This is a genomic window from Polaromonas sp. P1_G4 (genome assembly GCF_056405475.1).
Genome location: NZ_JBFUCA010000271.1, coordinates 1 through 5,656, shown reverse-complemented (window position 1 = coordinate 5,656; position 5,656 = coordinate 1). Strand labels below are relative to the sequence as shown.

Here is a 5,656-nt window from a genome sequence, read left to right as displayed (position 1 = left end):
CACCACAGCAGTGCTGTAAACGCCGCGCGCAGCCAAAAGAAGCATTAATTCGCCGCCAATCAGGCCTGTTGCGCCCGAAAGCAGTACGCGTTTTGACATGTTAAGAAATGTAAAGCTGAACCTGCAAGTATAAGCGAGGGGTATTGGACGGTCAGCCCTAATTCACTCGGACGGACCTGTCCAAATCAGCAAAATTACACGTCTGATCCGCCTTTTACAAAGCGGTACGCGGCTGTATGTGCATTATTTTGCAGCTTATGGGGCGCCTGATTCAGCGGCGGGCTGGCCGTTTTCAGGCTTTTCACTGCCGTGGCCGCGCAATCTTGCCGCCATGCGCTTGATCAGCCGCTCCAGGTCATCGATGTAGGTAAACACGGCAGGCACCACCAGCAGGCTGAGCACGGTGGAGGTGATCAGGCCGCCGATCACCGCGATCGACATCGGTGAGCGAAAGCTGGAGTCGGCCGCGCCGAAGCCCAGGGCAATCGGCATCATGCCCGCGCCCATGGCCAGCGTGGTCATGATGATGGGCCGTGCCCGCTTGTGGCAGGCGTCCAGCAGCGCATCCCAGCGCGACATATTGTGGTCGCGCCGCGCGACGATGGCGTATTCGACCAACAAGATGGAGTTCTTGGTCGCGATTCCCATCAGCATGACGAGACCGATCAGCGAGGGCATGGAAAAGCTCTTCTGTGCGATCAACAGGCCGACAAAGGCGCCGCCTAGCGACAGCGGCAGGGCGGCCAGGATGGTCACCGGGTGCAGGAAATCCTTGAACAGAAGCACCAGCACGATATAGATGCACAGAACGCCGGTCGCCATGGCCAGGATGAAGCTGCCAAACAGTTCGCCCATGACCTCGGCATCGCCGACTTCCACCACCTTGACGCCGGCCGGCAGATTCTTGACGGACGGCAGCAGTTTCACGGCTTCGGTGATGTCCCCCAGCGCCCGGCCCGACAGTTCAATCTCGAACTTGACGTTGCGGGAGCGGTCGTAGCGGTCAATCACGGCCGGGCCGGCCGTGATCTCCAGGCTCGCCACTTGTCCCAACATGACGGGGCCGACGCCCGGCTTGACGCTGGGAACTGCAAGACGCTCCAGCACGCTGAGGTCCTTGCGCGCCGCTTCATCCAGCTTGACGACGATGGGCACCTGCCTCTGCGAAAGGTTGAGCTTGGGCAGCGACTCTTCGTAGTCGCCAACCGTGGCGATGCGCAGGGTTTCACCCATGGCTGAACTGGTCACGCCCAGGTCTGCTGCCCGGGCGAAATCCGGCTTGATGGCAATCTCGGGGCGCACCAGGCTGGCGCTGGACGAGATATTGCCCAGACCGGGAATGGTTCGCAGGTCTTTTTCAATCGCCAGCGCCGCGGTTTGCAGGGCATTGGCATCTTCAGCAGTCAGCATGAGGATGTAAGCCTCTCCCGAGCCGCCCAGCCCCACCTTGCTGCGCACGCCCGGCAGGGCTTCCAGCGCTGTGCGCATCTTGCTTTCAATCCCCTGCTTGCGCGGCCGTTCGCTGCGCTCGTCCAGCAGCACGGTGAGTGTGGCCTTGCGGGTTTCCGCTGCGCCCTGCATCGCGAACGGGTCGGTGCCGGCCGACCCGCCGCCGATGGTGGTGTACACGCTCTTGACGTGCTTGACCTTGCTGATCAGCAATCGCGCATGTTCGGCCGAGGCCCGGGTTTGCGCCAGTGTTGCGCCGGGCGGCAGTTCCAGGTAGACCTGTGTCTGCGAGTTGTCGTCGGGCGGAATGAAACCCGTGGACAACAGCGGGATCAAGGCCACCGAGCCAAAGAAGAACAGCGTGGCCAGGATCATGGTCTTCAGGCGGTGATGCAGACACCAGGTCGTGGCACGCATGTACCACTTCATCCAGCCTGGGTCGGAGTGCGTGCCCACCACGGGCTTGAGGATGTAGGCCGCCATCATGGGAGTCAGCACGCGCGCCACCACCAGCGAGGCAAACACCGCCAGGGAGGCCGTCCAGCCGAATTGCTTGAAGAATTTTCCCGCCACGCCGCTCATGAAGGCGGTGGGAAGGAACACGGCGATCAACGTGAACGTGGTGGCCACCACGGCCAGGCCGATTTCGTCGGCTGCCTCCATGGCGGCTTCGTACGGCGACTTGCCCATGCGCAGGTGCCGCACGATGTTTTCGACCTCGACGATGGCATCGTCGACCAGGATACCGATCACCAGCGACAGCGCGAGCAGGGTGATGACGTTGATCGAAAAGCCGAGCAGGTGCATGCCGATGAAAGCCGGGATCACCGACAGCGGCAACGCCACGGCCGACACAAAGGTGGCGCGCCAGTCGCGCAGGAACAGCCACACCACCAGCACCGCCAGGATGCCGCCTTCGTACAGCAGGTGCATGGAGCCGTCGTACTCTTCCTGCACCGGCGTGACGAAGTTGAAGGCTTCGTGGACTTCCACTTCGGGGTATTGCTGCTTCAGCTCGGCCAGCGCCGCCTGCACGGCGGCGCCGACCGCCACTTCGCTTTCGCCCCGGCTGCGGGACACCTCAAAGCCGACGACAGGCTTGCCGTCGAGCAGCGCGGCGGCGCGCGGTTCTGCGGTCGTGTCGCTCACGGCGGCGACCTCGCTGAGGCGGATACGCCGTCCGTCGCTGAGCGCCAGCTCAAGCTGCGCCAGCTCCTGTGCGGACTTCACCGTCGCCAGCGTCCGCATGGGCTGCTCGCTGCCGCCCAGGTCGGCGCGTCCACCCGCGCTTTCGGTTTGCACCTGCCGCAACTGGCGGGAAATGTCGGAAGCTGTCGCGCCCAGGGCCTGCAGCTTCGAGGGATCCAGCGCGATGCGGACTTCTCGCGAGACGCCGCCCACGCGGTTCACCGCACCGACGCCGCGTACGGCCAGCAGCTTGCGGGAGATGTCGTTGTCGACAAACCAGGACAGCGCTTCCTCGTCCATGCGCGGCGAGCGGATGGTGAAGGCCAGCACCGGCTGGCTGGCCAGGTCCATCTTGCTGACCACCGGATCGCGCACATCGCCGGGCAATTCGCTGCGCACTTTCGACACGGCCGCGCGCACATCGTCCACGGCTTCCTGTACCGGCTTTTCCAGCCGGAATTCGGCGGTCACGCTCACACCGCCGTCCTGCACCTTGGTGTAGATGTGCTTGAGGCCCTGTACGGTGGCAATGGAGTTTTCAAGCTTGCGGGCTACTTCCGTCTCAAGCTGGGCGGGCGCGGCGCCCGGCAGCGATGCCGAGACCGTCACGGTCGGCAGGTCGATGTCGGGAAAGTTTTGCACCTTCATCGCCTTGAACGACAGCATGCCGGCGAACGTCAGCAGCACAAACAGCATGACGGCAGGGATCGGGTTCTTGATTGACCAGGAGGAGACGTTCATCGAGTCGCTCCTTATTTGATAGCTGCTTGCGCACGACTGGCGGTCGCTATAGCCGGATTTGCCGTAATTCCAGGGGTGGCGTCGCTGACCCGGACCAGGTCGCCGTCGTTGAGGAAGCCCGCCCCGCTGACGATCACCCGTGTATCGGCAGCAAGGCCGGAGGTAATTTCGACCCGGTCGCCGGCGAGCCGGCCGGTCTGCACCTTGAGCTGGCTGATGCGGTTGTCCGGGTTGAGGCGAAAGACGTAGTTGAACCCGTCGCGCACGACCAGCGCAGGTTGCGGGACGGTCAGCGCGGACGTGCTGCCCAGATCGAATTCGCCGCGGGCAAACATGCCGGCCTTGGCCGGGGAAGCCATGCCGGCCGAAACGGGAAGGTCCACATAGACCAGCGCCGCGCGGGTCTGCGGGTCCACGCTCGGGGCGATCATGCGCACCCGGCCCTTGAGTTCGGCGCCGCTGGCCGCCACCACGCTGGCGACCGTGCCGGCCTTGATCCGGCCCAGCTCGGCCGAGGTGACTTCCGCGCGCCATTCGAGGCGGCCGCCCCGGATCAGGCGGAACAGCTCGGTGCCTGCCGGCACCACCGAGCCTACCGTTGCGGTGCGTGCGGAGATCACGCCGTTGTCGGGCGCCAGCACCTGCGTGTTTTTACCGCGTACCTGCTGCACCTCAAGGAGCGCCCTGGCCGCCTCGACACGCGCCCTGGCCGTTTGCTCGGCGGTGTTGTACTGGTTGATCTGCTGCTCGCTTAAAGCGCCCGAATTCGCCAGCGTGCGCGCGCGCGCAGCGTTGTCTGCCGCGTCGGCCGCGTTGGCCTGGGCTTCGATCAGGCTGGCTTTGGCCTGGGCCGTGTCCGCCTGCACGCTGTCACCCGAGAACACCGCCAGCACCTGCCCGGCCTTGACCTGGTCGCCCACATTGGCCTGCACCTGCACCAGCCGCAAGCCGTTCGATTCGGAGCCGATCACGGCCTCCTGCCAGGCGGTGATATTGCCGTTGGCGCTCAGTTTCACCGGCAAAGTCACTTGAGACGGCAGCGCGGTGGCGACAGTCAGTGCCGGCTTTGCGGTGACTGCCTTGTCTTCTTTTGCGTTGGCCTTCAGAAGAAAAAAAGCTGCGGCCCCGGCAACGAGCACGGCCCCGGCGATCACAGCGAGAGCGACGGGTTTTAGTTTGAAGTTTGGCATGGTGTTCAAAGGATCTGTCATAAGGTGTGGCAGGGTCGGCAAACCGCGCCTCAGGGGGCGGTGAGGGCAGCAGGGGTGAAAGGTGCCGGCACATCGGAGACCAGCGGCGGCACAGGCGGTTCGGCGGTAGTCCAGCCTCCGCCGAGCGCCCGGTACAGCGCAACCCAGGCGCTGCGCCGGTCACGTTGCAGCGTGACCAGGGCGCTTTGTGCGGCCAGCAGTGTGCGACGGGCGTCTTCAAGTTCGACCAGGCTCGCCAGCCCGCTCTTGTAGCGGGCTTCGGTGCCGACGAACGACGCGCGGTAGCCTTGTGTGGCGATCAATGCATCCTGGCTGCGTTCAGCCGTGCTTTGCAGGTTCACCAGCGCTTCTTCGACTTCCCGTACGGCTTTTCGCACGCTGCCGCGGTATTGGGCTGCGGCATCTTCGTAGCGCGCCTTGGCGGCTTCTACATTGGCTTCGCTGGCGCCGCCGTCAAAGATCGGGATGGTCAGCTGCAGCGGCCCGACGGTCCAGGTGTCAAAGCGCTGCGTGGTACTGGCGGTGTACGACTTGGAGGTCGCAACCGAGCCGCTCAGGTTGAGTCTTGGAAAGCGCTGAGCGCGTGCGCTGCCGACTTCCAGGTGGGCGGCGTCCACTTCGCGTGCCGCATTGAAGATATCGGGCCGCTGGGCCAGCACTTCCGCCGGCACGCTGATGACAGGCGCTACCGATTCCTGTGTCAGGTCGGCCGGTGTGCTGGCCAGTTTTTGCCGCAGTGCGGGCTCATCGATGGCAGTCAGGGCCACCAGTGCCTTGACATCCAGGTCGCACAGTGCGCGCTGCTGGATGGCATTGCTGTTGCCTTCGGCCGCGCTGGCCCTGGCCAATGCGGCGGTGGCGGGCGCCTGAAAACCTGCCCTGGTGCTGAGTTCCGCCAAACGTGCAGTTTCACCCCGGGATGCGGCATCGGAGCGCGCAACCTCGAGCAGCTTTTCGCAAGCGCGCAGGCTGTAGTACTGGGTGGCCACCTCGGCGGCAATCGATACCCGCGCCGAATGCCACAGCGCCTGGGAGCCCTCCAGCCGCTGCTGATCGGCATCCCGGCT

Annotated in this window: 3 protein-coding genes; all 3 read right to left on the bottom strand. The window is 64.6% G+C overall.

Features of this window, described 5'->3' with window-relative positions:
- Positions 1-255: 255 nt before the first annotated feature.
- Positions 256-3,378 carry an efflux RND transporter permease subunit gene (locus AC1D1X_RS14070; RefSeq protein WP_477670613.1) on the bottom strand — a complete coding sequence of 1,041 codons (3,123 nt, stop codon included), beginning with the start codon at positions 3,376-3,378 and terminating at the stop codon, positions 256-258.
- Positions 3,379-3,389: 11 nt separating this feature from the next.
- The gene (locus tag AC1D1X_RS14065) at positions 3,390-4,568 is read right to left on the bottom strand and encodes an efflux RND transporter periplasmic adaptor subunit (protein ID WP_477698489.1); all 1,179 of its coding nucleotides are present in this window, start codon (positions 4,566-4,568) and stop codon (positions 3,390-3,392) included.
- A gap of 50 nt (positions 4,569-4,618) precedes the next feature.
- A partial coding sequence (locus AC1D1X_RS14060) for an efflux transporter outer membrane subunit (protein ID WP_477698488.1) occupies positions 4,619-5,656 on the bottom strand: 1,038 nt, incomplete at its 5' end.